27 protein-coding genes are annotated in these 21,313 nt (G+C 68.7%); 8 read left to right on the top strand and 19 right to left on the bottom strand.

The features are described 5' to 3' along the window. Positions 1-20 precede the first annotated feature (20 nt). Both AX750_RS05160 and rpoH read left to right on the top strand, forming a co-directional pair. Positions 21-1,061 carry an RluA family pseudouridine synthase gene (locus AX750_RS05160; protein WP_066723923.1) on the top strand — a complete coding sequence of 347 codons (1,041 nt, stop codon included), beginning with the start codon at positions 21-23 and terminating at the stop codon, positions 1,059-1,061. A gap of 214 nt (positions 1,062-1,275) precedes the next feature. Beyond that, entirely contained in the window at positions 1,276-2,172 is an 897-nt protein-coding gene (rpoH, locus tag AX750_RS05155; protein ID WP_066723926.1) for an RNA polymerase sigma factor RpoH, read from the top strand. A 65-nt stretch (positions 2,173-2,237) separates the two neighbouring features. On the opposite strand, the gene AX750_RS05150 is transcribed toward rpoH, so the two are convergent. After that, positions 2,238-3,293 carry a DUF2125 domain-containing protein gene (locus AX750_RS05150; protein WP_066723929.1) on the bottom strand — a complete coding sequence of 352 codons (1,056 nt, stop codon included), beginning with the start codon at positions 3,291-3,293 and terminating at the stop codon, positions 2,238-2,240. Between the two features lie 128 nt (positions 3,294-3,421). Here AX750_RS05150 and AX750_RS05145 point away from each other — a divergent pair, with 128 nt between their 5' ends. Continuing rightward, positions 3,422-4,009, top strand: a complete 588-nt coding sequence (locus AX750_RS05145; RefSeq protein WP_245282310.1) for a gamma-glutamylcyclotransferase — start codon at positions 3,422-3,424, stop codon at positions 4,007-4,009. Between the two features lie 132 nt (positions 4,010-4,141). Here AX750_RS05145 and AX750_RS05140 read toward each other — a convergent pair whose 3' ends face one another. From AX750_RS05140 to ftsE, 5 genes are all read right to left on the bottom strand, one after another. Beyond that, the gene (locus AX750_RS05140) at positions 4,142-4,588 is read right to left on the bottom strand and encodes a hypothetical protein (protein ID WP_066723934.1); all 447 of its coding nucleotides are present in this window, start codon (positions 4,586-4,588) and stop codon (positions 4,142-4,144) included. A gap of 72 nt (positions 4,589-4,660) precedes the next feature. Continuing rightward, positions 4,661-5,449 carry a lysophospholipid acyltransferase family protein gene (locus AX750_RS05135; RefSeq protein ID WP_066723937.1) on the bottom strand — a complete coding sequence of 263 codons (789 nt, stop codon included), beginning with the start codon at positions 5,447-5,449 and terminating at the stop codon, positions 4,661-4,663. 50 nt (positions 5,450-5,499) lie between these two features. Further along, positions 5,500-6,282, bottom strand: a complete 783-nt coding sequence (locus AX750_RS05130; protein WP_082733086.1) for a YdcF family protein — start codon at positions 6,280-6,282, stop codon at positions 5,500-5,502. A gap of 91 nt (positions 6,283-6,373) precedes the next feature. Beyond that, complete coding sequence (locus AX750_RS05125) at positions 6,374-7,342, bottom strand: FtsX-like permease family protein (protein ID WP_066723941.1); 969 nt, start codon at positions 7,340-7,342, stop codon at positions 6,374-6,376. Next, on the bottom strand, positions 7,335-7,994 hold the full coding sequence (ftsE, locus tag AX750_RS05120) for a cell division ATP-binding protein FtsE (RefSeq protein WP_066723944.1): 660 nt from the start codon (positions 7,992-7,994) through the stop codon (positions 7,335-7,337). Before ftsE ends, AX750_RS05125 begins: the two co-directional genes overlap by 8 nt. A 194-nt stretch (positions 7,995-8,188) precedes the next feature. Here ftsE and AX750_RS05115 point away from each other — a divergent pair, with 194 nt between their 5' ends. The 3 genes from AX750_RS05115 (at position 8,189) to AX750_RS05105 (ending at position 10,058) form a co-directional block, all read left to right on the top strand. Beyond that, positions 8,189-8,983, top strand: coding sequence for a DUF3426 domain-containing protein (locus AX750_RS05115; protein WP_066723947.1), 795 nt, complete (start codon positions 8,189-8,191; stop codon positions 8,981-8,983). A gap of 136 nt (positions 8,984-9,119) precedes the next feature. Continuing rightward, a complete protein-coding gene (gene hpt / locus AX750_RS05110; RefSeq protein ID WP_066723950.1) occupies positions 9,120-9,680 on the top strand; it encodes a hypoxanthine phosphoribosyltransferase in 561 nt (186 codons plus the stop codon). A gap of 3 nt (positions 9,681-9,683) precedes the next feature. Beyond that, on the top strand, positions 9,684-10,058 hold the full coding sequence (locus tag AX750_RS05105; RefSeq protein WP_066723953.1) for a response regulator: 375 nt from the start codon (positions 9,684-9,686) through the stop codon (positions 10,056-10,058). A 9-nt stretch (positions 10,059-10,067) separates the two neighbouring features. Here AX750_RS05105 and AX750_RS05100 read toward each other — a convergent pair whose 3' ends face one another. Then, complete coding sequence (locus tag AX750_RS05100; RefSeq protein WP_066723956.1) at positions 10,068-10,577, bottom strand: TspO/MBR family protein; 510 nt, start codon at positions 10,575-10,577, stop codon at positions 10,068-10,070. A 112-nt stretch (positions 10,578-10,689) separates the two neighbouring features. Between AX750_RS05100 and AX750_RS05095 the strand changes: the two genes are divergently transcribed. Then, entirely contained in the window at positions 10,690-11,844 is a 1,155-nt protein-coding gene (locus AX750_RS05095) for an aminotransferase class I/II-fold pyridoxal phosphate-dependent enzyme (protein ID WP_066723958.1), read from the top strand. A 103-nt stretch (positions 11,845-11,947) separates the two neighbouring features. On the opposite strand, the gene AX750_RS05090 is transcribed toward AX750_RS05095, so the two are convergent. The 12 genes from AX750_RS05090 to AX750_RS05035 all read right to left on the bottom strand — a co-directional run bounded on the left by AX750_RS05090 (position 11,948) and on the right by AX750_RS05035 (position 19,608). Then, positions 11,948-12,535, bottom strand: coding sequence for a glycoside hydrolase family 19 protein (locus tag AX750_RS05090; RefSeq protein ID WP_066723961.1), 588 nt, complete (start codon positions 12,533-12,535; stop codon positions 11,948-11,950). Positions 12,536-12,609: 74 nt separating this feature from the next. Beyond that, the gene (fliP, locus tag AX750_RS05085; RefSeq protein WP_066724110.1) at positions 12,610-13,314 is read right to left on the bottom strand and encodes a flagellar type III secretion system pore protein FliP; all 705 of its coding nucleotides are present in this window, start codon (positions 13,312-13,314) and stop codon (positions 12,610-12,612) included. Positions 13,315-13,343: 29 nt separating this feature from the next. Next, positions 13,344-13,856, bottom strand: coding sequence for a flagellar basal body-associated FliL family protein (locus AX750_RS05080; protein WP_066723964.1), 513 nt, complete (start codon positions 13,854-13,856; stop codon positions 13,344-13,346). Continuing rightward, positions 13,856-14,560 carry a flagellar basal body L-ring protein FlgH gene (flgH, locus tag AX750_RS05075; RefSeq protein WP_066723967.1) on the bottom strand — a complete coding sequence of 235 codons (705 nt, stop codon included), beginning with the start codon at positions 14,558-14,560 and terminating at the stop codon, positions 13,856-13,858. The genes AX750_RS05080 and flgH overlap by 1 nt, the downstream gene beginning before the upstream one ends. Further along, positions 14,557-15,090, bottom strand: a complete 534-nt coding sequence (locus AX750_RS05070; protein WP_066723970.1) for a MotE family protein — start codon at positions 15,088-15,090, stop codon at positions 14,557-14,559. The genes flgH and AX750_RS05070 overlap by 4 nt, the downstream gene beginning before the upstream one ends. 94 nt (positions 15,091-15,184) lie before the next feature. Further along, positions 15,185-16,303, bottom strand: coding sequence for a flagellar basal body P-ring protein FlgI (gene flgI, locus AX750_RS05065; protein WP_066724112.1), 1,119 nt, complete (start codon positions 16,301-16,303; stop codon positions 15,185-15,187). Next, entirely contained in the window at positions 16,303-16,782 is a 480-nt protein-coding gene (gene flgA, locus AX750_RS05060; protein WP_066723973.1) for a flagellar basal body P-ring formation chaperone FlgA, read from the bottom strand. The genes flgI and flgA overlap by 1 nt, the downstream gene beginning before the upstream one ends. 8 nt (positions 16,783-16,790) lie before the next feature. Next, a complete protein-coding gene (flgG, locus tag AX750_RS05055) occupies positions 16,791-17,579 on the bottom strand; it encodes a flagellar basal-body rod protein FlgG (RefSeq protein ID WP_066723975.1) in 789 nt (262 codons plus the stop codon). Between the two features lie 11 nt (positions 17,580-17,590). Continuing rightward, on the bottom strand, positions 17,591-17,929 hold the full coding sequence (locus tag AX750_RS05050; protein WP_066723978.1) for a flagellar hook-basal body complex protein FliE: 339 nt from the start codon (positions 17,927-17,929) through the stop codon (positions 17,591-17,593). Continuing rightward, complete coding sequence (flgC, locus tag AX750_RS05045; protein WP_066723981.1) at positions 17,929-18,348, bottom strand: flagellar basal body rod protein FlgC; 420 nt, start codon at positions 18,346-18,348, stop codon at positions 17,929-17,931. The genes AX750_RS05050 and flgC overlap by 1 nt, the downstream gene beginning before the upstream one ends. A gap of 55 nt (positions 18,349-18,403) precedes the next feature. Continuing rightward, positions 18,404-18,784, bottom strand: coding sequence for a flagellar basal body rod protein FlgB (gene flgB / locus AX750_RS05040; RefSeq protein ID WP_066723983.1), 381 nt, complete (start codon positions 18,782-18,784; stop codon positions 18,404-18,406). A gap of 149 nt (positions 18,785-18,933) precedes the next feature. Further along, positions 18,934-19,608, bottom strand: a complete 675-nt coding sequence (locus AX750_RS05035; RefSeq protein WP_066723985.1) for a response regulator transcription factor — start codon at positions 19,606-19,608, stop codon at positions 18,934-18,936. A gap of 421 nt (positions 19,609-20,029) precedes the next feature. Here AX750_RS05035 and AX750_RS05030 point away from each other — a divergent pair, with 421 nt between their 5' ends. Next, entirely contained in the window at positions 20,030-21,286 is a 1,257-nt protein-coding gene (locus AX750_RS05030) for a flagellar hook protein FlgE (RefSeq protein ID WP_066723987.1), read from the top strand. Positions 21,287-21,313 lie beyond the last annotated feature (27 nt).

Raw genomic sequence — 21,313 nt, 5'->3', positions numbered from 1 at the left:
CCCGGCCTATAGCGTCGGTCATGACCCCAACAGAGACGACGGGCGCCGCCGCCGGCGCAGGGACCACCCTCCATGTCGGGCCCGAACAGGCCGGCGAACGCCTCGACAAGGCGCTGGCGCTTCTGGCCGGCGAGATTTCGCGGGCGCGGCTGCAGCAGGTCATCAAGGAGGGCGGTGTCGCGCTCAACGGCGTGATTGCGACTGACGGCAAGCGCAAGGTCGTCGAGGGCGACACGATCGCGCTCGTCATGCCCGCCGCCCGCCCGCCCGATCCGGTCGGCCAGGACATCCCGCTCGACATCATCTTCGAGGACGAGCATCTCGTCGTCATCGACAAGCCGGCCGGCCTCGTCGTTCATCCTGCCGGGGGCCATGAGGATGGCACGCTGGTCAATGCGCTGATCGCCCATTGCGGCGAGAGCCTTTCCGGCATCGGCGGCGTGCGCCGGCCCGGCATCGTCCACCGCCTCGACAAGGACACCAGCGGCCTTCTCGTCGTCGCCAAGAACGACCGCGCCCATCAGAAACTCGCCAAGCAGTTCGCCGATCACGGCCGTACTGGCCCGCTGCGGCGGGCCTATCTCGCCATCGTCTGGGGCGTGCCGCGGCGGCTGCACGGCACGGTCCAGACCCAGATCGAGCGCTCCAACAAGAACCGCGAGAAGATGATGGTCGTCGGCGAGGATCGCGGGCGCGAGGCGATCACGCACTACACCGTGATCGAGCGTTACCCGCCGCTGCTCAAGGCCGGCGAGGAGACGGAGGCGCTGGCCAGCTTGGTCGAGTGCCGGCTGGAGACGGGGCGCACCCATCAGATCCGCGTCCACATGGCCCATCTCGGCCATCCGCTGCTGGGGGACCAGCTCTACGGCTCCGGTTTCTCCACCAAGGCGGCCCGCCTGCCCGAACTGGCGCGGGACGCGCTGACCAGGCTCGGCCGCCAGGCGCTGCATGCGGCCGTGCTCGGTTTCGAGCACCCGGCCAGCGGAGAGGAACTGCTTTTCGAGTCCGAGCCGCCGCCCGAGTTTGCGCAATTGCAAGCAGCGCTCGCGGCTCTGTGAGCCAAACTGGCTTCCTTGCCTAGTTTCCGCCAAGCTGTCTTGGCATATACTGGCGATCGGATGCGGATGGCCAAGGGGGCGCCGCAGATGAACCGACCCGACCGAACCTGCGTATGGTTGAGACGTTGGGTCTGTTCACGACATCCGAACCTGCGCGAAGGTTGATCGCGCGGTGGGCCTGCCGCGAAGCGGGGGCCCGAGAAGGAGAACGCGCATGGCGAGTGCCTCGCTGCCCGTCCTGTCCGCCGAGGGCGGACTCTCACGCTATCTCGACGAAATCCGCAAATTCCCGATGCTGGAGCCGAACGAGGAGTTCATGCTCGCCAAACGCTGGCGCGAGCATGGCGACCGGGACGCGGCCCACAAGCTCGTCACCTCGCATCTGCGGCTCGTCGCCAAGATTGCCATGGGCTATCGCGGCTACGGCCTGCCGATCGGCGAAGTCGTGTCCGAAGGCAATGTCGGCCTGATGCAGGCCGTCAAGCGCTTCGAGCCCGACAAGGGCTTCCGCCTCGCCACCTATGCGATGTGGTGGATCAAGGCGTCGATTCAAGAGTACATCCTGCGCTCCTGGTCGCTCGTGAAGATGGGCACAACGGCCAACCAGAAGAAGCTGTTCTTCAACCTGCGCAAGGCCAAGAGCAAGATCTCGGCGCTGGGCGAGGGCGATCTGCGTCCCGAGCAGGTCAAGAGCATCGCCACCAAGCTCGGCGTCAACGAGCAGGACGTCATCGACATGAACCGCCGTCTCGGCGGCGACGCCTCGCTGAACACGCCGCTGCGCGAGGATGGCGAGGGCGAGTGGCAAGACTGGCTGGTCGACGACAGCGAGAGCCAGGAGCGTCGCCTCGCCGATTCGGAAGAGGCCGACAACCGCCACACGGCGCTGCGCGAGGCGCTCGAGGTGCTGAACCCGCGCGAACGGCGCATCTTCGAGGCCCGCCGCCTCGCCGACGACCCGATCACGCTGGAGCAGCTCTCGGAAGAGTTCGGCGTCTCGCGCGAACGCGTCCGCCAGATCGAGGTGCGCGCCTTCGAGAAGGTGCAGGACGCGGTCAAGAAGGCGCTGGTCCGGATCGAGGCCCCGCGCGCGGCCCTGCCGGCGGCCTGACGAGATCGTTCGTTGTTGGATTTTGAGGGGCGCGGTTTCCGCGCCCCTTTTTCGTGGCTGGCGCCTCAGTACAGCGCCGGCAGCGGCTGGACCGGCAGGCGGATCGGGCCGAGATAGACGCGGCCCTCGCGCAGCACGATCGGCGGCAGGGCGTTGAGGCCTGGCGCAGCCCCCGGCAGCTGCGCGCTGAGGCGCCCGCCGAGGAGGCCGCCGATGCCCGCCGCGAGCCCGCCGACGGGAATGCCGGCGATCTGGCGGATGCCCGCCAGCGAGGCCTGGATCTGCCCGGCCGGACGATGCGTCTGATCGATCAGGAACTGCGCCGTCGCCTCGATCCGGGCCGGTCCCTTGGCCGAAACCAGCTTCGTCACCTCGATCTGGCCGCCGGCCGTCCGCCAGGCTTCCAGCGCATCCGGGTTGAGGCCGATCCGGAACGCCTCCGACTGCGTCAGCGTCGCCTGGATGTCGACATCGCCGGCTTCCGTCGTGCCCAGCAGCGCATCCAGCGCGGGCAGCACCGAGCCCTTCGCCGCGATGGCGAGGTCGACGGCCTGATCCGTCGCCGGCCGCGAGGGATTGCGGCGCAGATGCGCCTCAACGCTCGCCGCCTTCCAGGTCTCGGGCGCGAGGCCTGGCGCGCTCAGCCTGGCGTCGGGCGCCGTCACGACGAGCGAGACCCGCTCGGGGCCTGCGGTGCCATGGCTCAGGCTGGCTTCGAGCCGCGTCCAGCCGAGATCGAGCTTGCGGCCCTCGGGAAGATTCGCCTGCAGCGGGCCGGTGATCTGCGCGATGACGAGATTGGGCGTGTAGATCTGACCGACCGCCACTGCCGGCCCGGTCTGGACCCTGACCGCCTCGCCCCAGCGCGCAGAAGCGAGCGCAAGCGTGCTGCAGCGCAGTTCGACGCGGAAGGGGAAGCCGGTGACGGACCGATCCGCGCAGCTCCAGCTGCGGCCGAGCCCTTCCTCGCGGGCGAGCGCGGCATCCACCGCCTCGATGACGCGCCCGCGCACCACGAACCAGAACGCCGTCCAGCCCAGCGCGACGAGAAGGAGCAGCACGAAGGGGGCGTAGAGCCAGGCCCTGCTGCTGCGACGGCGGCCGGAGAGGGAATCGGTCATGCGGGATCGGTCCATTGCGCGGATGCGGCGGGATTGTTAGCTCCGCCTGGAGGCGGAGACCAGCCGGCCCCTGCGGCCGGTGCCGCTTTCAAGCAGGGCCACACGGCCGAATTATGGGACGAGAGACGGTGGCGCGCGAAACGGACGGAAAGGGGCAGCCGCGCGGATTCGGCGAAAGCGACCTCTGGGTCTTCGGCTATGGCTCGCTGATCTGGCGGCCGGGCTTCGCCTTCGAGGAGAGCGTGCCGGCCCGGCTCCACGGCTATCACCGCTCGCTCTGCATCTTCTCGCATGTCCACCGCGGCACGCCGGAGCGGCCCGGGCTGGTGCTGGGGCTCGACCGCGGCGGCATCTGCCGGGGGCTCGCCTTTCGCGTCGCGGCCGATCGGGCGCAGGAGACGGTCGCCTATCTCCGTGCCCGCGAGCAGGCGACGGCGGTCTATGTCGAGCGGCTGATGCCCGTGCGGCTGCAGGATGGCCGCCATGTCACGGCGCTGGTTTATGTCGCCGACCGCAAGCACCTGCAATATGCCGGGCGCCTGCCGCGCGAGCAGCAGCTCGAACTCGTCCGGCACGGGCGCGGCAGTTCGGGCGAGAACCCGGACTATGTGCTCCTGACCGACGAGCATCTGCGCAAGATGGGCATCTGCGATCCCGTCCTCGCCGGGCTGGCCCAGGCGCTGGCGCCGGGCGCCGCGCCGCGACCGAAGCTATAACGCGCTCCGGCCTGCTCACCCGTCATTGCGAGCGCAGCGAAGCAATCCAGAAGATGCCTAGCGCCGAGGATCTGGATTGCTTCGCTACACTCGCAATGACGATGGGCCTGACCGGCCAGCCTGTTCGGCGCCTCAAACCTCCGGCATCAGGTCGAGCAGAGCCGCGCGGCGGCTGATGCCGTCCTCGGCGAGCAGATGGACATGGATTTCGGCCGCGCCGGCGACCGCGACCGAGCGCTGCCAGCGCCGCAGCGCCGCCTCGACGCCGAAGGGGCTGCTCTCGCGCGCGGCGAGGATGCGCCGGTCGGCGGAGACTGCCAGCAGCACCGCGTCGGTGAAGCCGAGCGCGTGATCGTCGCCGATGGCGAAGACGGAGGCGACATAGCGCCGGCCCGAGCGGCCGCGCCAGGCCGTGAAGCGGCGCTCGCCGAGAGCGGCCGCACTGCGCATCGGCATCTCGCAGGCGCGGCTGGCCGGTGCCTCCGCCGGGAGGTCGCGGGCGAAGAGGTCGCGTTGGGGCCGGTCGAAGACGGCGCGGCCGGGACGCGGAGCCGGCTGGCGATGGGCGAGAGCAGCCATGTCGTTCCTCCTTTGTTCCATGACAAGGTGAGAACGGAACGGGGACAAGTCAAGCGCTGGCTCGCGCGGGGATCAGCCCTGCTGCCGCAGCCTGTCAGCAGTGTTCGCCATCGGATCGAGCCCGCGGGCGGCGAGTTCGGCCCGACCGACAGCGAGAAGCCGGTCGCTGCTCGTTTCGATCCGCTCCTGCAGTTCGGCATGGAAGGCTGCCTTGTCGAGCCCCGACGCGATGGGCGGCAGGATCTCGAGGCGGATGGTGCCCGGCCGCCGCAGGAACTTCCGACGCGGCCAGTACAGCCCGGAATTGAGCCCGACGGGCACGCAGGGCAGCCCGAGTTCGCCGTAGATATGGGCGACACCGAACTTGTAGGCCGGCGGCGCACCGGGCGGCCGGCGGGTCCCCTCAGGGAAAATCAGGAGCTGTCGCCCCTTGTCGCGCAGCTCGGTCTTGGCGCGCCGCGTGACCTGGGCGAGCGCGCGGGCCTTTCCGCCTCGGTCGACCGGAATCATCCTGAGCTTCATCAGGCACCAGCCGAACAGGGGAATCCAGGTCAGCTCGCGCTTCAGGATGAAGACCGGGTCGCGGAAGATCGTGACGAGGACGAAGGTCTCCCAGAAGGACTGGTGCTTGGCGGCGACGATCATGCCGCCGGTCGCGGGAATGTTCTCCCGGCCGGTGACCTCGTAATCCGTGCCGGCCACGACCTTCATCAGCCACAGCGAACTGTGCGCCCAGGCGACGGCGATGGCGAGCAGCGCCCGCTTCGGCAACAGGAGCGACGGCAGCGCGATGAAGACCAGCCAGATCGACAGGTTCGCGTAGAACAGGACGTTGAAGAGGAGCGAGCGCAGGACGAGCATGGCGCGCAAAGACCCCGCCCCCCGGCGCACGTCAAGCGGGGCGACGCCGATCAGCCGTCGTGAGGCCCGCTTTTCACCTGGCTGCGGCGCTCGTGCTCGGGCCCCATCAGCTCGGCCGGCTTGGACGAGACCGGCTTGCGCCCGCCGATGATGACGGAGAGCCGCGAGGTCTCCGGATCGGTCTCCACCAGGCTGCGCAGCCGCGCCGCCAGATACTTCGCATATTCCGGCACCAGCACCCGCATCGCGCTCCAGCGGTGCCACCAGCCGCCGGTGTCGATCTGGTCGGTCACGACGGGATGGGGCACGAGGCGCACGCCCGGCATCGCATGGGCGAATTCCGCAATGGTGCGGGGCATGTGGTAGTTCGAGGTCACCACCAGAAGCGAGCGGAAGCCGTGATTGCGCACCCAGCGGCGGGCCTCGATCGCGTTGCCGATGGTGTTGCGGGCGCGGTAGTCGAGGTCGACGCAGCAGGCGAGCAGCTCGCGCGCCGAGGGATTCAGCTTGGCGAGTTCCTCGCGGCCGGTCTTCTCGTTGACGCCGCTGATCAGGAGCCGCGAGCCGCGCTCGGCCCCGAGCAGGCCGATGGCGTCGCCGACGCGCTGGGAACCGCCCGTGACCACCACGATCGCATCGGTGCGCGGCACCGCGGCCGGCTCGCGCGAGACGATGGCGGAGGCGAAGCGGACATAGCCCAGCAGCACCGCCGCCAGCACCGCAAGCGGCAGCGCCAGCGCGAGCAGAAGAGCCGCGCGCCTGAGACCCGCGCTCCTTCCGGCGCCAGCGGCCCCGAGGGGGCGCGCGAGAGGAGCCGATCTCTCCTGCCTCATGCCGATCATCGCCATCGCCCGACCACGCTATTTCGCCAATCGGGCATAAGCGCGGCAGGGCCCTCGGGGGCGCGGGGCGGCGGACGCATCATCACGCCGACCCCTGCGCGAGGGCGCGCAGATGGTGCCGCACGGTAACCCGCGAAACGAGGCCCGAGATCGCCGCAACGACGACAGCGACCAGCACCACCGCGACATAGCCGCCCCAACCGATCTCAAAGGCGCCGAACATCGCCCGCAGCTGCTCGGCCTCCGGCGCGCTGCTCCAGCGCGAGGCGAGGATGCCGAGCAGGGCGATGACGAGAATCGCCGCTCCGCCGCCGATCGCGCCCCCGCGCAGGCCGAGCCGCACGAAACGGCTCTGGAATTCGCGCGCGATGAAATCGTCGTCGGCGCCGACCAGATGCAGCACCTCGACGCTGTCGCGGCTGCCGGCCATCGCGCCGCGGGTCGCGAAGGCTACCGCCAGCGCCGCGGCCGCCATCACCAGCAGCACCACCGCCGCGCCCGAGAGGATGATCGTGCTTGCCATGGTCGAAAGCCGGCGCAGCCAGAGCCGGTGATCATCCAGGATCGCGGTCGGCACCTCGCGGCGCAGCGCCGTGCCGAAGGCGGCGAGATCCGAACCGGCACCCGGCCGTAGCTTCAGCACGATCAGCCGCGGCACCGGCAGTTCGACAAGGTCCAGCCCTGTGCCGAGCCAGGGCTCCAGCAGCTTGTCGGATTCGGCGCGCGGGATCGCCTGCACGGCGGCGACGCCCTCGACCTCGCGGGCCATGGCGACGGCCCGCGCGATGTCGGCCTCGATATCCCGGCGCGAATCGGGCCGGATCTGGATCGTCATCTCGTTCGAGACGGCACCGCGCCACTGCTCGGAGGCGCGTGCCGCGAGCACGGCGGCCCCCGCGCTCAGCGCTGCCAGGAAAGTCAGGATCGCGATCACCGCCATCAGCGCCCGGCCGGCGACCGTGTCGATCGGCACCAGCGGCTGGTCGCGCCGCAGATTGCTCGGCAGCGCCCGCTCCTCGCGCTCCACTTCGTGATGTCCGGCGTCAGGCATCGACGTGCAGATGTCCGTCGGCGAGCACGAGGCGCGGCGCGTCGTAGAGCTCCATCAGGCCGAGGTCATGGGTCGCGATCACCACCGCCGTGCCGAGCGACTGCAGCTCCATGAAGAGACGCAGCAGCCGCCGCCCGAGCGCCGGGTCGACATTGCCCGTCGGCTCGTCCGCCAGCACCAGTTCGGGCCGTCCGATCAGGGCGCGCGCGATCGCCGCACGCTGCTTCTCGCCGCCCGAGAGCACCGGCGGCACCGCATGCATCCGCTCGCCGAGCCCGACCCAGCGCAGCAGCTCGACGACCTCGGCACGGTAGCTCGCCTCCTCCTTGCCGAGCACGCGCAGCGGCAGCGCGACGTTCTCGTAGAGGGTGAGATGGTCGAGCAGCCGGAAATCCTGGAAGACGACGCCCATGCGGCGGCGGAAGGCCGTCAGCGTCGCGGCGTCGAGCCGGGACACGTCCTGCCCGAAGAGATGCACCAGGCCGCGCGTCGGCTGCAGCGCCATCAGCACGAGGCGCATCAGCGTCGTCTTGCCGGCCCCCGACGGGCCGGTCAGATACTGGAACGAACGCGGCTCGATGCTGAAGGTGATGTCCTTCAGCACCTCCGGGCCCATGCCGTATCGCAGGCCGACATTCTCGAACCGAACCAAATCCCTGCGTCCCCGGCGCCAGACGGCGAATCTTCGCGGCCGATCCTACACCCGTTGGCGGTGCGCGGAGAGCCGTCGCGACGGAGCATGGCGGCAAGTTCTTCACGCGACGTTAACCATCCCGCCCGCCAATGGGAGACGCGCCCCGAGGGCGGGCGCAGGCTCGAACCGCACGGGAACCGCCGGCCGCCGCCATGCTGATCGTCTGCCCCTCCTGCGCCAGCCGCTACGAACTCGACGGCGCCAAGCTCGGCCCCGACGGACGCAAGGTGCGCTGCGCCAGCTGCCAGACCCTGTGGCATGTCGATCCCGAGCCGGAACTGCCCGCGGTCCCGACGCCCGAGGAAACCCAGGCGCTGCTGAACGAGGAACTGGAGCAGGCCGCGGCGATCGAGGCCCAGGTTTCCGCTGTCGCCGCCGAGAACGAGCTCCCCGACAGCGGTGCCGAGGGCCAAACGGGCGAAGCTGCCCCGGCCGCCCCACGCGGCAAGCGCTCCGGCCGCCCCGCCCGCAAGGGCTCCAAGGCCAAGGCGAAACCCTCTCGCGCCGTCGTCGCCGCCGCCTCGCTCTCCCTGCTGGGCATCGCCGGGCTGGGCCTGCTCGTGGTCCAGCGCGACAGGGTGGCGCGGGCCGCCCCGCAGCTCGCCGACGTCTTCGAGACGCTCGGCCTCCCCGTCAATGTCCGCGGCCTCAAACTCGGGTCGGTCGAGAGCGGCCTAGTCGAGGATGCAGCCGGGCGCTTCCTCGTGGTCGAGGGCAACGTCACCAACATCGCCAAGAGCCAGACGCGCGTGCCACCGATCGAGGTCGCGGTTCAGGATGCCTCCGGGCAGACGCTCTACAGCTGGAAGACCGATCCGCCGCGGCCGGAGCTCGAGCCGGCGGAGCTGATGCGCTTCCGCGCCCGGCTGGCCGCGCCGCCGGCGACGGGCCAGACCGTGCTGGTGCGCTTCGCCGCCTCAGGGCCCGACAAGGCGGGGCAGCACTGACCCGGCGGATCGCTCCGGCGGCCATGCGGCCGCGCGCAGGCCTGTTCAGTTCCGATCAGGCGCTCTAAACCTCAAATCCAGACATCATCTGCAGGACGCGCCCGCGCGGCGCGGTCCGTGAAAGGACGACCCCATCATGTCGGAGCCACGGCGCATCCGGGTGCTGTACGACGAGGCGACGATCGCGCGCCGCAATGAGGAGATGGCAGCGGCGATCGCCGCGACCGCCCCGGCCGACCTGCTGGTGGTGGCGGTGCTCAAGGGCAGCTTCATGTTCGTCGCCGACCTGATCCGCGCGATGCATCGCGTCGGCATGTCGCCCCAGGTCGAGTTCGTGCATCTCTCGAGCTACCGCGCCGCCACCGTCTCCTCCGGCCAGGTCGAGATCCTGCGCGACGTCCAGAGCGATGTCCGCGGTCGCGAGGTGCTGCTGGTCGACGACATCCTGGAATCGGGCCGCACGCTGGCCTTCGCCAAGGACCTGCTGGCCGCGCGCGGCGCCGCGAAGGTGTCCTGCGCAGTCCTGTTGGAGAAGCCGGGCAAGCGCGCGGTCAACATCACGGCCGAGCATGTCGGCTTCGAATGCCCCGATTATTTCGTCGTCGGCTATGGCATGGATGTTGCCCATTCCTACCGGCAGCTGCCCTATGTCGGCGTCGTCGAAACCGCCGACCAGGCCGGCCTCCCGGGGATCTGAGCCATGTCGCGCATTCTGGTGGTCGATGACGAGGAGCCGCTGCGGACGCTGGTGGCGCGCGGCCTGGCCATGGACGGCCATTCCTGCCTGACGGCGGCCGACGGCGCCGAGGCGCTCGACACGCTGATCGCCGAGGGCGGCCATTTCGACTTGCTGCTGACCGATATCCGCATGCCGCTGATGGACGGGATCGCGCTGGCACTGGCCGCCAAGCAGGCCTTTCCGGACCTGCCGATCATGCTGATGACGGGCTATGCCGAGCAGCGCGAGCGCGCCCGCAGCCTCGACGCCATCGTCTCCGAGGTGATGACCAAGCCCTTCACCATCGCCGAACTGCGCAGCACGGTGCTGGACGTGATCGAGCGCTCGATCGGCTGAAGCCCGCTGTTAGCGGTTCAGCCACCAGATCGAGACGTTGAGCAGCGTCGCGAAGGAGACCCAGGCGACATAGGGCCATTGCAGATGGGCCGCGAGCCGGTCCAGCGGGGCGAAGAGCGCGATCATCCACAAGATCAGACCGAGGAAGGGCAGGATCACCAGGATGCCGCCGAGCGGGCTGTTGAGCCCGAAGAAGACGCAGGACCAGGCGAGGTTCAGCGCGAGCTGGAGATGGTAGACCGCGAGCGCCTTCGTCCGCCCGGGCGTCCCGGCCGGCAGCCGCAGGATGCGGAAGACGCCATAGGCCATCAGCGCGAACAGCGTCGTCCAGACCGGGCCGAACACCCAGTTGGGCGGGTTGAAGCGCGGCTTGGCGATCGTCGGGTACCAGGTCGTCACCTGCGGGATCGTCACGGCGTTGCCGAGCAGCGAGACGGCGACGACGGGCAGGATCGCGATCAGTACGACGATCCAGACCGGGCGCGGGCCGGACGCCGAGGATGATGGTGAAATGCTCATGATCGTGACATGGAGGCGTCCTGCGTTCCTGGCAAGGTCGCGGCACTTGCGCCGCGCCCCTCGCCTGCGCCAGATGCGTCTTTAGTCCCCCCTGGAACTTTCGCGGATCGTCATGCCGAAGCGCTCTTTCCACCCCCGCTCCCTCGCCGCGCAGGCCATGGGCAAGATCGACCCGCTGACCAAGGGCGTCGTGCCGCCAATCCATGTCTCGACGACCTATATCCGCGACGAGGACAACGGCTATTCCGGCGGCTTTGTCTATGGCCGGCCCGACAACGAGACCACGCGCGAAGCTGAAAGCGTGCTCGCCATGCTCGAGCAGGCCAAGGCCGGCGCGCTGCTCTTCGGCTCGGGCATGGCAGCGGCGACTGCCGTCTTCCAGGCGCTCTCGCCGGGCGACCATGTCGTCGCCTCCAAGGTGATGTACTGGGCGCTGCGCTCCTGGCTGCTGACGGAAGCGACCCGCTGGGGTCTCGTCATCGACTTCGTCGAGACCGACGACCTCGCCGCTCTGCAGGCCGCGGTGAAGCCCGGCAAGACCAAGCTGGTCTGGGCCGAGACGCCCTCGAACCCGCTCTGGACGATCACCGACATCGCCGCCGCCGCCGAGATCGCCCACAAGGCCGGCGCCAAGCTGGCCGTCGATTCGACCTGCGCCTCGCCGGTCCACACCCGCCCGCTTCAGCTCGGCGCCGACATCGTCATGCATGCCGCGACCAAAGTGCTGAACGGCCATTCCGACGTGGTCGCCGGCGCGCTCTGCGCCCGCGAGGACGACGAGTTCTGGAACCGCATCAAGACCGTGCGCAAGGGCCAGGGCGGCATCCTCGGGCCCTTCGAGGCCTATCTGCTGATGCGCGGCATGCGCACGCTCCATGTCCGGCAGGAGCGCCAGAGCGCCTCGGCGATGGCGCTGGCGCAGAAGCTCTCGGCCCATCCGCTGGTGGCGCGCGTGCTCTATCCCGGCCTGCCGCAGCATCCCGGCCACGACATCGCCGCGCGCCAGATGGAAGGCGGCTTCGGCTACATGCTCTCGGTCCAGGTGGTCGGCGGCGAGGCGGCGGCGGTGAAGGCGGCCGCGCATGTCGAACTCTACAAGCGCGCGACCTCGCTCGGCGGCGTCGAGAGCCTGATCGAGCATCGCGCCTCGATCGAAGGCGCCGGCTCCCCCTGCCCGCCGGATCTGCTGCGCCTTTCGACCGGCATCGAGGATCTCGAGGATCTCTATGCCGATCTCGACCAGGCGCTGAAGGCCGGGCACGCATAAAAACCGGGCCCGCACGTCATGGTCGGGCTTGACCCGACCATCGCGGAAACCAGAGACAGCTGGTTATGAGATTCTCGGGTCAAGCCCGAGAATGACGCAAATCTCAGACCCAGATCGTCTTCGCCAGCGCCAGTAACTGCCGGCGCTGCGCAAGCCCGTTGCGCCCGCCATTGACGAGCTTCGTCACCGCGACGACGTCATCGGCATCGGCGGCCGCGTTGCAGCCGCGGTCGCGCCAATAGGCGAAGGCGATCGCCAGCGAGACCGCTGGCTCCTTCGCCCGCTCCGGCGAGCCCTCGAGGTCGATACCGATCAGTGAGCCATAGCGGCGGTAATTGGCGCGGCCGGTGAGCTGGAAGAGGCCGCGACCATGATAGCGCGCGCCGTCGCCGGCCTGCGTGTTGCCGAGATCGCGGCGCCCGTCATAGCGGGCGAAATAGGCCGGTCCGCCATATTCCTCCAGCGTCCGGAAGCCGTCGCTCTCATGGGCGGCCTGGGCCAGGACATGGCAGAGCCGCAGCCGGGTGGTGATCCCGGCCGCCGCAGCCGAACGGTCGAACGAGGCAGCGAGCCCCGCGACGATCGCGGCGCGCCCCTGCGGCGCCAGCCGCAACAGGCGCTCCCGCGTGACCGACAGGGCCGCGGACGTCGGCGAAACGCCCGTATCCGCTCCGCTTCGCTGCATCGACATGGCCGCCCTCCCGAAAGGAAGCCATCATCGACCCGTCAGCAGCCGCGGGGATTGGCGGGACGACTTCTCCCCGCTCAGCTGTAGGAGCGCACCAGCCCGCCGATCAGCAGGTTCCACCCGTCGATCAGGACGAAGAAGATCACCTTGAAGGGCAGCGAGATCACCGTCGGCGGCAGCATCATCATGCCCATCGACATCACGATCGTCGCCACGATCATGTCGATCACCAGGAAGGGCAGCGCGATCAGGAAGCCGATCTCGAAGGCGCGCCGGAGTTCGGAGATCATGAAGGACGGGATCAGCACCCGCAGATCGACCGCCTGCGCCGGGTCCTGCGGCCGGATGCTCGCCGGGGCGAGATCGGCGAAGAGGCGCAAGTCCTGCGGCCGCGTCTGCGCCAGCATGAAGTCACGGAAGGGTGCGGTGATCTTCGCATAGGCCTCGCCCTCGCTGATCCGGTTCTCGACCAGCGGCAGCACGCCGTCCTGCCAGGCCTTGTCGAAGGTCGGCGCCATCACGAAGAAGGTCATGAACAGCGCCAGGCTGACCAGGATCAGATTGGCCGGCGTGCTCTGCAGGCCGAGCCCGGAGCGCAGGAAGGACAGCGCGATCACGAAGCGGCTGAAGCTCGTGACCATCATCAGGAGCCCCGGCGCGACCGACAGCACCGTCAGCATCGCCACGATCTGGACGATGCGGCCCGAGGCCGAGGCCCCGCCCTGCGGCAAAAGGCCGTCGAGCCCGAAGGACTGTGCCTGCGCGCCGGTGATGCCGGCCATCAGGATCAGACATGTCGCGAGAATCCGGGTCACTGCACCACCAGCGTTTCGATGACGATGTCGCGCACGACGCCCTTGGAACGGATCGCGACGCGCTCCGTCAGGTCCTCGCGCAGGTTGCGCAGGCCGGCCGCCCCTTCCATCTGCTGCGCGGTGACGCTGCGTAGGAAGCCGAGAATGTCCTCGGTGATGGCGCCGACCAGCGGGTCGGCACCGAGCGCGGCCTTCTGCTCGAGCAGGAGCGCCGCCTCGAGCCGCACCCAGGTGTTGGCCGGAGCCGCGAGATTGGTGACGATCGGCGGCAGCTTCTTCATCACCAGCGTGCCGGTCATCTGCGGGTTGACCGCGAGATCGGGCGTCGCCGCCTCCATCCGCTTCATCACCGTGCTCTCGACGGTGCCGACGACGCGGAAGCCCCAGAGCGTGCCGGCCGCCGCCGCCAACGCGGTCAGGATCATGACCGGCGCCGCCGCGAGCAGCGCCCGAGGCGCGACCCTCCGGCTCCCGCGCGGGCCGGCCAGCCTGGGCAGGGAGCGCGCCATCAGAAGGGGGTGACCTTGTCGACGAGCTGCTGGCCCCAGGCCGGCTGCTGCACCTCCATGCCGCGGCCGCGCCCGCCATAGGAGATCCTTGCCTCGGCGATCTTCTCGTAGGAGACGACGTTGTTGCCGGTGATGTCGCGCGGACGCACGATGCCGGTGACGTTGAGCACGCGCATGTCGTAGTTCACGCGCACCTCCTGCGAGCCGTTGATCACGAGATTGCCGTTGGGCAGGATCTCGGTGACCACGGCGGCGACCGACATCTCGACCTCTTCGGAGCGGTCGGTCAGGCCCCGGCCGCGCGAGGAGGTGTCGGAGCTGGCGTTCGCGCTCGCAGACGCATCGCCCGAGGCGCCGTTGAAGTTCGCGAGGAAGCCGAGGCCGTATTTGGCGGCGGAATTGCGCGAGCGGTCCGACTTGTTGTCGAGCTTGGCCTTGTCGTTGATCGAGATCTTCACCGTCACGACGTCGCCCGTCTTCATCGCGCGGGTGTCGCGGAAGAGATCCTCGCTCTGGCGGGTGTAGATCGAGTTGAAGGCGACATCGACGCCCCGGCCCGGCGGCGTGCCGAGCGGGATCGCGTCGCGCTGGACGGCGAGACCGCTGCCGACGCGCGACATTACGGGCTCGCGGTTGAGCTCGGCCATGTCGGTGCCGCAGCCGGCGAGGGTGACGGCGCATGCCGCGAGAATGAGGGCCTTCATCGGGTCTGGACTCCGGTTGGGGACGAGGTCGGGAGGGCCCGCCGGCCGCCCATCACCTCGGCGAGCTGGGCGGCGCGCGAGGCCTCCATCTCGTTGAGGACGGCGCTGGCGGCCCGGGCGGGCAATTTGCTGAGCACGGCAACCGCCACGCCCTGATCCATCGCCGAGAGCTGGAGCGCCGCGGCATCGGGGCGCATCCGCGCGAAGATGTCGGTCATGCGGGCCTCGGCCTGCTTGACCTCGGCGGCACGCTGGTCGGTGAGCAGCTGCAGCTCGGCCTTGCGCTCCTCGAGCTTCTTCAGGGTCTCGGCGAGCCTGGCCTCCAGGCTCTTGAGCTGGTTCGCCTGCCAGGCGAAGCGAGCCTCCGCGGCGGGATCGCGGATCGCGGCGCAGTAGCTCGCTGCATCCGAGGTCAGGGCGGCCGGGGCGGCCGCGGGCGGCGTCTGGGTCGGCGCCGCGACGGCGCCGGAACCGGGAGCCAGCAGCAGGACCGGCAGCAGGCATAGGAAAAGGAAAGGCTTCGACGGCATGGCGCCCCCTCGGCTCGATGGTCGATGATTGGGTTCTAGCGGGCGTCGCTTTCGCGGGGCTGGCGCGGCGGCGAGCCGGCGCCGCCCCGGCGCACTACTGCACGACGAGGTCGGCCTGGAGCGCACCCGCGGTCTTGATCGCCTGCAGGATCGCGATGATCCCCGCGGGTTTGAGCCCGATCTGGTTGAGGCCGCGCACCAACGTGTGCAGGTTGGCGCCGTTAATGATGGCGAGCCGGCCATTGCCCTGCTGCGCCTCGATCTGCGTGCGCGGCACCACCACCGTCTGGCCGTTGCTCAGCGGCTCCGGCTGCGAGACCATCGGCGTCTCGGTGACGCGCACCGTCAGATTGCCATGGGTGACGGCGACCGTGGAGATCTTGACGTCGCGGCCGATCACCACCGTGCCTGTGCGCTCGTCGACGACGACGCGGGCGGGTGAATCCGGCTCCAGCTCCAGCCTTTCGATTTCGGCGATGAAGCGCGCCGTCGACATGTTGGGCGGCCGCGTCAGGCTGATCGTGCGGTGGTCGAGCGCGAAGGCGACGGTCGACTTGTAGCGGTCGCGGGTGAAGGCGTTGATCGCGCCCGCGACGCGCTCGGCCGTGACGAAATCGGGATTGCGCAGTTCGAGCGACAGCACATGCAGCGTCGCGAGCTGGTCGGGGATCTGGCGCTCGACCAGCGCGCCGCCGGGAATGCGCGCGGCCGTGGTCACCCCTTGCGTCAGCCGCTCGGCCTCGCCCTGGGCGGAGAAGCCCGACACATTCAGGCGGCCCTGCGCCAGCGCGTAGGTCTGCCCGTCCGCCGCCAGGAGCGAGGTGACGACGAGCGTGCCGCCGAGCAGCGAGGTCGCGTCCCCCATCGAGGCGACGGAGACGTCGATCCGGCTGCCGCGGCCGGCGAAGGCCGGCAGGTCCGCCGTCACGATCACCGCCGCGACATTGCGCGTGCGCAGCGCCGAATTGCGGACGTTCACGCCGAGCCGGTCGAGCATGGATTGCAGGGCCTGGCCGGTGAAGGGCGAGTTGCGCACGCTGTCACCCGTGCCCTGCAGGCCGATGACGAGCCCGTAGCCGACGAGCTGGTTGTCGCGCACCCCCTGCAGCCCGGCGATGTCCTTGATCCGCACCGAAGCGCGGGCCGGCATCGCGCCGGTCAGCGCCAGGGCGAACGCGCAGAGGCCGACGATCAGTCGCGAGGCGAGCGTCATCATTCGCTCCCGACGCGGATCGTGCCGTCCGCCTGGACGACGCCGACCACGATCAGCCCGGTGTCGGGATTGCGCGCCTTGACCATCTCGTTGACCGAGGCCGAGGCCATCGGCTCGACGATGCCGGTGATGACGAGGTCGCTCTCGCGGAACACGACCTGGGTCGGCACCCCGCGGCGTACCACCTTGGGATCGTCGACCGCGTTGAGCGGGATCGGCTGGCCCGGCAGCAGCGTGCGCCGCACCACCTTGCCGACCAGAGCGAGCCGGTTGTCCACCGCCACCCGCCCGGCCACCCGGAAGGCGCGATCGACCAGATGCACATCGGCGATGACGTCGCCCGGATAGAGCGTGACCGCCGGGACCGGCAGCGTCACCGCCGCCGGGTTGGCCTGAACCGGGCCGGCCGGAAACAGGCCCAGAGCGGCGGCGAGCATGGTCGCGGCGAAACCCTTCCGGCGCAGCGTCGGGCGGACCATCACGCGCCTCACCGGATGCCGTTGGAGACGGTGCCGGCCATCTGGTCGGCGGCGGTGATGACCTTGGCGTTCATCTCATAGGCGCGCTGCGCCGAGATCAGCGCCGTGATCTCCTTCACGGGATCGACGTTCGACGCCTCGAGATAGCCCTGCCGCAGCTTGCCGAAGCCGATCGCCGTCGGGTTGCCGTCGGTCGGCTGCCCCGAGGCCACGGTCTCGCGGTAGAGGTTGCCGCCGAGCGGCTCGAGCCCGGCATCGTTGGCGAAATTCGCCAGGGTGATCTGGCCGAGCTGGCGCGGCTGCACCTCGCCCGGGATCTTGGCGAGCACGAGGCCGGATTCGTTGACCGTGACGTCGACCGCATCGGCCGGGACCCGGATCGCCGGATCGAGCAGATAGCCGTCGGCCGTGACGATGTCGCCATCGGCATTGGTGTTGAAGGTGCCGGCACGGGCATAGAGCGTCTCGCCCTCCGGCGCCGTGACCTTGAACCAGCCGCGCCCGTCGATGGCGAGGTCGAGCCGGTTGCCGGTCTGCGTCATCGCGCCCTGGATGTGCAGGTTGCGGATCGCCGCCGCGCGGACGCCGAGCCCGAGCGAGGCGCCCTCGGGGATCGAGCCGTCGCCGCCGCGATTGGGCACGCCGCGCGAGCGCTCGGTCTGGTAGAGCAGGTCGGTGAACTCCGGCCGCGCCCGCTTGAACGACGTGGTGTTGATGTTGGAGATGTTGTTGGCGATGACCTCGACATTGAGCTGCTGCGCGCTCATGCCGGTGGCCGCGATGGCGAGGACTTTCATCGGTTCGGTCCTCAGATCGCCATGTGCATGAATTCTTGGTAGGCGCCGACGACCTTGTCGCGCATCGCCATGGCGAGCTGCAGCGACTGCTCGGCCGACATCACCGCCTGGACGACGTCCTGAACGGCCGCCTTGCCCTGGATGCCGGCGACCGCCTGGGCCTCGCCCTCGGCGAGCTTGTCGACGAAGTTCTGCGCCACATTGGCGAAGACCGAGCCGAAATCGGCACCGGGCTGGGCGGCGCCCGCGGCAGGGGTCGCGCCCTGGCGCAGGCTGGCGCCGGCGAGGCCCGACAGACCCTGGGTGACCTGGCTCGCGACCGGCGCGAGAGCGGAAATCGCGTTGAGCATCAGCCGTTCCTCAAAAGATCGATGGTCATGGATTGCATCGAGCGCGCCTGCTTGATCATCTGCAGGTTGGCCTCGTAGGAGCGGTTCGCCTCGCGCATGTCGGCCATTTCGAGCAGCAGCGAGACGTTGGGCATCTTGACGTAGCCCTTCTCGTCGGCGGCCGGATGGCTCGGCTCGAACTCGACGCGGAAGGGCGCCTTGTCGACGCCGACGCCCTTGATCTTGACGAGCGAGACGCCCAGCGCCCGGTTCATCGCGCTCTCGAAGGTCACGGTCTTGCGGCGGTAGGGATCCGCGCCGCGGGTCGTGCCGGTGGCCTGGGCGTTGGCCAGGTTCTCCGAGACGACACGCACTCGCGTCGACTGGGCCTGGAGGCCGGCAACGGCGATCTTCATCGAAGCGTCGAGAGGGTCGATCATGGCTTTGTACTCACTCTGGACAGTATTCGAACGGCGAATGCTTGCGCGGGGCTGGTCAGCCCTTGATCGCGGTCATCATCATCCGGTGGAAGCTGCGCACGATGTTGGTCGTGAAGGCGTGGTTGCGGCTGATCTCGCCGGCCTTGAGCATTTCCTGCTCGAGGCTGACCGAATTGCCGGAATGCACGGTGGACCAGCTGTCGGATTTGCGCGGCCGGGCGGTCAGCGCCTCGGCCGGCGTCGAGGAGATATGGTTGGGCTCGGTCGCCGCCAGCGACAGCGTGGTCTTGCGCACCACCGCGTCGAAGGGCTCGACATCGCGCGCGGCGTAGCGCGGCGTGTTGGCATTCGCGATGTTCTGCGAGACGGCGTTCTGTCGAACGGCGAGCCAGCGCGACTGCTGGGCGGCGAGATCGAAGAGATGGATGGGCTCCACCGGAAGCCTCCCTTGTAGTGACCAGACGACACTAGGAGGATTGACTTGCGTGAAGCTGGCCTCGGCGAAGCCTGGAGACAAGAAAGGGAAACGAAGACTGTCCGAAAATTACGGCAAGACCGGCCCCGGCCCAGCGGCCGGGGCGCGCGTCAGGAGATCGTGTAGCCGAGATAGCGCTTCGACTCGATCGGGTCATAGCCGAGCCGCTCACGCAGTTTCTTGCGCAGCTTGCTGACATGGCTCTCGACCACGGCCTCGTCGACCTCCGCGTCGAACAGGCCATAGACCGCGTTGAAGACCTGGGTCTTGGTGACCCAGCGGCCGCGATTGCGCATCAGGAATTCAAGGATCCGCCGCTCGCGCCGCGGCAAGGCCATCGCCTCGCCGGCGACCTCGGGGTCGCTGCCGTCGAAATGGACCTTGATCTCGCCGATCGTGACCTCGTCGTCGCTCGCACGGCGCTTCTCGGCCCGGCGCTGCATCGCGTTCACCCGGGCAAGGATCTCGCGGACATGCACCGGCTTGCGGACCACGTCGTCGACGCCGGCGGCGAAGAGCTCGAGCGTCTTTTCGAGCGAGGAGGCCTCGTTCATCGCGATCACCGGCGCCTGCGAACGGCGGCGGATCATGGTCGGAAAGCTCGACCGCTCGGCACAGTCGCCGATCAGAAAAGCCTCGACGCTGCTCAGATGATCGGCCGAGGTATCCTCGACCCATTCCTGGAAGCGCGAGGGGGTGAAACCGATGGCCGGAACGCCCTCGCCCGTAAACAGAGACTGATATCCTTCGGTGACAAGAACCCGGTCATCGATGACGATATACATGGACACCCCCCAGCATCGGTATAACTCCCCCTCAAAAGAGCTGGAAGCAGCGTGACGCTAGGCATCGTCTTCATCATGGTCAACGAGAGAAACGAATAACGAGACTTGAGATGAAACACTGTGGAAACCTGAGTTAAAGACCGTTATACGGATTTATAAGAAAGCCTATACCTTTCATTAACCCTCGAAATTTAACCGCGACCGGGTTCGACTCCGCATCCAGCGGGGCCTCTGCTGCCCGGGCGACGAGTCGCGGAAACGGGCGCGTGGGAGCGCCTATAGTATAAGGAGTCGATTTTGACGTATTCGGCGGCTCTTTTCGATAAATTTGAATCAAAATACCCGACATAATCAGGCGAAAGCTTCGGGCAAGCAACTCCAGATCAGATGAAGCTCGACAGCTTCGCTTGGAGATCGGCAGATGAGCATTTTCGGGATCATGCGCACCGGCGTGTCCGGCATGGCCGCCCAGGGCAGCAAGCTCGGCGCCGTCAGCGACAACATCGCGAACGTCAATACCGTCGGCTACAAGCGCGCCTCGACCGAGTTTTCCTCGCTGATCTCCGAAGGGAACCACAGCGAGTACAATTCCGGCGGCGTCGAGACGACAACGCGCTACGCGATCTCCGACGAGGGCCTGATCATGGGCTCGACCTCGAAGACGGACCTCGCCATCCGCGGCAACGGCTTCTTCGTCGTCACCGACGCCGGCGGCACGCCCTACATGACCCGCGCCGGCGCCTTCGTGAAGAACGGGAGCCAGGAACTGGTCAATTCGGCCGGCTTCTACCTGATGGGCTACCCGATCCAGAACGGCGACCCGACCGTCGTCGCCAACAGCCTGGACGGGCTGGAGCGCATCAACCTCGCCAATGTCGCCTATGAGGCCAACCCCACCCAGAGCGGTACCCTGAAAGGCGTTCTGGACTCCAACGCCACGGTGATCGCGGCGGGCACCCTGCCCTCCGACAACGTCGCCGGCAGCACCTATTCGAGCAAGGCCTCGATCGTCTCCTACGACAATCTCGGCAACAAGAAGTTCCTCGACGTCTATATGGCGAAGACCGGCACGGCCCCCGACACCTGGCAGGCGGTCGTCTTCGACCAGGCGGGCGCCACCGCCGGCGGCTTCCCCTATGCGGGCGGCCCGCTCGCCAACGTCGCGCTCGCCTTCGGACCGACCGGCCAGCTCACCACCGCGCCGGCCAATTTCACCGTCGCCATCCCCGGCGGCGCCACCGCGACGATCGACTTCAGCCAGGTCTCGCAGGTCGCGACCGGCGAGACCGCGCTCGAACTCGCGGTCGATGGCAACGCGCCGAGCGCGGTCGAGAGCGTGGACATCGCCGAGGACGGCACCGTCTACGCCGTCTTCGAGAACGGCGCACGGCGCGCGACCTATCGCATCCCGCTCGCCACCGTGCCGAGCGTCGACCAGCTGACGCCGCAATCAGGCAATGTCTACTCCGTCAACAACATGTCGGGCGACGTCATCGTCGGCTTCCCCGAGAGCGGCAGCTTCGGCTCGATCCGCTCCGGGGCGCTCGAGCAGTCCAATGTCGACCTCGCCACCGAGCTGACGGCGATGATCGAGTCGCAGCGCAGCTACACGGCGAATTCCAAGGTCTTCCAGACCGGCTCGGAAATCCTCGACGTCCTCGTCAACCTGAAGCGCTGAGCCCAGCCGAAAGCGAGACGGGGACCC

This window comes from Methylobacterium sp. CCH7-A2 (assembly GCF_001557075.1).
GTDB lineage: Bacteria > Pseudomonadota > Alphaproteobacteria > Rhizobiales > Beijerinckiaceae > Allobosea > Allobosea massiliensis.
This window is presented reverse-complemented; position numbering and strand designations above follow the sequence as displayed.